Source organism: Streptomyces anatolicus, assembly GCF_019400875.1.
Classification (GTDB): Bacteria; Actinomycetota; Actinomycetes; order Streptomycetales; family Streptomycetaceae; genus Streptomyces; species Streptomyces anatolicus.
This window is the reverse complement of sequence record NZ_WMBF01000654.1, coordinates 1-2971: the sequence shown is the minus strand read 5'-3', so window position 1 is coordinate 2971 and position 2971 is coordinate 1. Positions and strand designations below refer to the sequence as shown.

Genomic DNA, 2971 nt, shown 5'->3' with positions numbered 1-2971 from the left:
CCCCATCACTGTCATCGACCAGCAAATCCAACCGCCGCTCGACCCCCTCGAGCACCGCCCGCGACGCCGCCACCGCCCCCGCGGGCACCCCGAGCGCCCGCGCCAGCGACTGCGCGGCCCCCACGGGGACGACGGAGAGCGCGGTCCCGCCGAGCCCCCGCTCCCGGTGCAACGCACCCACCGCCCGCAGCAGCGCCCGATCGTCGCCGATCACCACGAGGCGCCGCGCACCCCTCCTGGCCAGGGCTTTCGTGAAGTCCTCGGGGCCGTCCGGCAGGCACACCCGCACCGCCGCGCCCGCGCCGAGCACATCCCTCGCGATCCGTACCGACTCGCCGTCCGTGAGCCGGGCCACCGGGTCGATGACGACAAGGAGCTGGTCGCGAGCCGACACCATGCGCCCTTTCTTTTAGCCGTTCTTTGAGACCTCGGGTAGCATCTTTGTGCAAGAGCCCCTTGCGCTATTGCGCCAGGGGCTTCGTCTATTCCGGGGCAGCATCCAAGGCACACCCAGGCCGTACACGCCACACCCATACGGGGGCGACGGCCCCTGACCTTGGACATGCCCCGCCCGGAAGGGGTGTACGCCTGTGCCCGCACTTGTGCTGCTCGGTGCTCAGTGGGGTGACGAAGGCAAGGGAAAGGCCACTGACCTGCTCGGTGGCTCCGTGGACTATGTAGTGCGCTACCAGGGCGGCAACAACGCCGGCCACACGGTCGTCGTAGGCGACCAGAAGTACGCGCTGCATCTCCTCCCTTCCGGGATCCTCTCCCCGGACTGTGTCCCGGTCATCGGCAACGGAGTCGTCGTCGACCCGTCGGTCCTGCTCTCCGAGCTGAGCGGTCTGAACGAGCGCGGCGTCGACACGTCGAAGCTGCTGATCAGCGGCAACGCGCACATCATCACGCCGTACAACGTGACCGTCGACAAGGTGACGGAACGCTTCCTCGGGAAGCGGAAGATCGGCACGACCGGGCGCGGCATCGGCCCGACGTACGCCGACAAGATCAACCGCACCGGCATCCGCGTGCAGGACCTCTACGACGAGTCGATCCTGCAGCAGAAGGTCGAAGCGGCGCTGGAGATCAAGAACCAGCTCCTCACGAAGCTCTACAACCGCCGCGCGATCGAGGCGGAGCAGATCGTGGAGCAGCTCCTGGAGCACGGCGAGAACATCAAGCAGTACGTCGCCGACACCACCCTGATCCTCAACGACGCGCTCGACCAGGACAAGGTCGTCCTCTTCGAGGGCGGCCAGGGCACGCTCCTCGACGTGGACCACGGCACGTACCCCTTCGTCACCTCCTCGAACCCGACCGCGGGCGGCGCCTGCACGGGTACGGGTGTGGGCCCGACGAAGATCAGCCGGGTCATCGGCATCCTCAAGGCGTACACGACGCGCGTCGGCGCGGGACCGTTCCCGACCGAGCTGTTCGACCAGGACGGCGAGGACCTGCGCCGCATCGGCGGCGAGCGCGGCGTGACCACCGGCCGTGACCGCCGCTGCGGCTGGTTCGACGCCCCGATCGCCCGCTACGCGACCCGCGTGAACGGCCTGACGGACTTCTTCCTCACCAAGCTCGACGTCCTCACGGGCTGGGAGCAGATCCCGGTCTGCGTCGCGTACGAGATCGACGGCAAGCGCGTGGAGGAGCTTCCCTACTCGCAGACCGACTTCCACCACGCGAGGCCGATCTACGAGATGCTGCCGGGCTGGTCCGAGGACATCACCAAGGCCCAGACCTTCTCCGACCTGCCGAAGAACGCGCAGGGTTACGTGAAGGCCCTGGAGGAGATGTCCGGCGCCCCGATCTCCGCGATCGGCGTGGGTCCGGGCCGCACGGAGACGATCGAGATCAACTCGTTCGTCTGAGCCGCCCGGCCCCGGACCCGGGGCTCAGCTCACTAAGCTCACTCAAAGGGGTGGGTCGCACACCAACGCGACCCACCCCTCGCGCATGCCGCGCGACACTGCCCGGCATGACGGTCAGCGGCGCATACCGGCGGCTCAGGGAGCTTGCCGAGGCATTCGAGGCAGTGGCGAGATCGCTGTACAGCTCAGGAACCAGGACCCGACGCTGTTCACCGCCGCCGCATGCCGGGTCGACCACCCGGGCCTCGGCATGTGCCGGACCGCGGACGTGCTCGTCATGAAGCGGGAGGTGTACGAGCGTGGGGTCCACGACGACTTCGCCGCCTTCGCCCCTGACGCCTCCGTCGCCTTCGAGGTGGTGTCACCGCCCGGCGCGAGCGATGACCACCTCACGAAGCTCCGCGACTACGCGCGCATGGGCATTCCGATGTACGTGATCATCGACCCCCGGGACGGCACGATCACCGTGCACTCCGGGCCGGACACCTCCGCCGGGGAGCCGCGTTACGCGGACACCCCCCGCCGCTACAAGTTCGGCGACACCGTCCAGCTGGGCCCGTGGTCGGTCGACACCGGCGCCTTCCCCCGCTACCGCACCTGACAGGACCGCTCCCGGCGCCTACCGCCGACGCCGGTAGTACGCCACCGTGAGGATCAGCAGCAGTGGCCCCCACAGCGTCATCAGTCCGCTCACCGTCATCGCGAGGACGTTCCAGCCGTCGGCGTAGGGCCAGCCTCGCGGGCCCTCGGTGAAGGCAAGGACGAGCCAGTCGGCGCACAGCACGCTGAAGAGCGCCCCCGCGAGGGCACCCGGAACGATCACGGCGGCGGGGGGTACGCGTCGCCCGCCGAGGCGGGGGACCCAGGCCGGGAAGACCTCGCCCCAGCGGCGCACGAACCCGAGGCCGAGAAGCGCGGCCAGCTCGGTGAGCACGCTCAGCCCGAGCACGTACGGCGTGTTCCACCACACCGGGTCCGGGGCCGCCCCGCCCATCCCGTACCCGAAGGCGAAGGGCAGCCGCCACACGCAGACGGGGAGCGCGAGCAGGGACAGCGCGTGCGCGACCCGGACGGTCCAGGCGGGGGCGGTGGTGGGA

General features: G+C 69.7%; 4 protein-coding genes. 2 read left to right on the top strand and 2 right to left on the bottom strand.

The window, feature by feature from the left end:
* Positions 1 to 397: diacylglycerol kinase family protein (locus GKQ77_RS30960; RefSeq protein ID WP_219692434.1), on the bottom strand; the 397-nt coding region annotated here is incomplete at its 3' end.
* 193 nt (positions 398 to 590) lie between these two features.
* On the opposite strand from GKQ77_RS30960, the gene GKQ77_RS30955 reads away from it, so the two are divergent.
* A complete protein-coding gene (locus GKQ77_RS30955) occupies positions 591 to 1874 on the top strand; it encodes an adenylosuccinate synthase (protein ID WP_219692433.1) in 1284 nt (427 codons plus the stop codon).
* Between the two features lie 85 nt (positions 1875 to 1959).
* Positions 1960 to 2475, top strand: a complete 516-nt coding sequence (locus GKQ77_RS30950; RefSeq protein WP_219692432.1) for a Uma2 family endonuclease — start codon at positions 1960 to 1962, stop codon at positions 2473 to 2475.
* Between the two features lie 18 nt (positions 2476 to 2493).
* On the opposite strand, the gene GKQ77_RS30945 is transcribed toward GKQ77_RS30950, so the two are convergent.
* Positions 2494 to 2971: hypothetical protein (locus tag GKQ77_RS30945; protein ID WP_219692431.1), on the bottom strand; the 478-nt coding region annotated here is incomplete at its 5' end.

Excerpts from the sequence above, each read along its gene's own strand:
- GKQ77_RS30950 (WP_219692432.1), top strand. The coding sequence starts at position 1,960 with ATGCCGCGCGACACTGCCCGGCATGACGGTCAGCGGCGCATACCGGCG.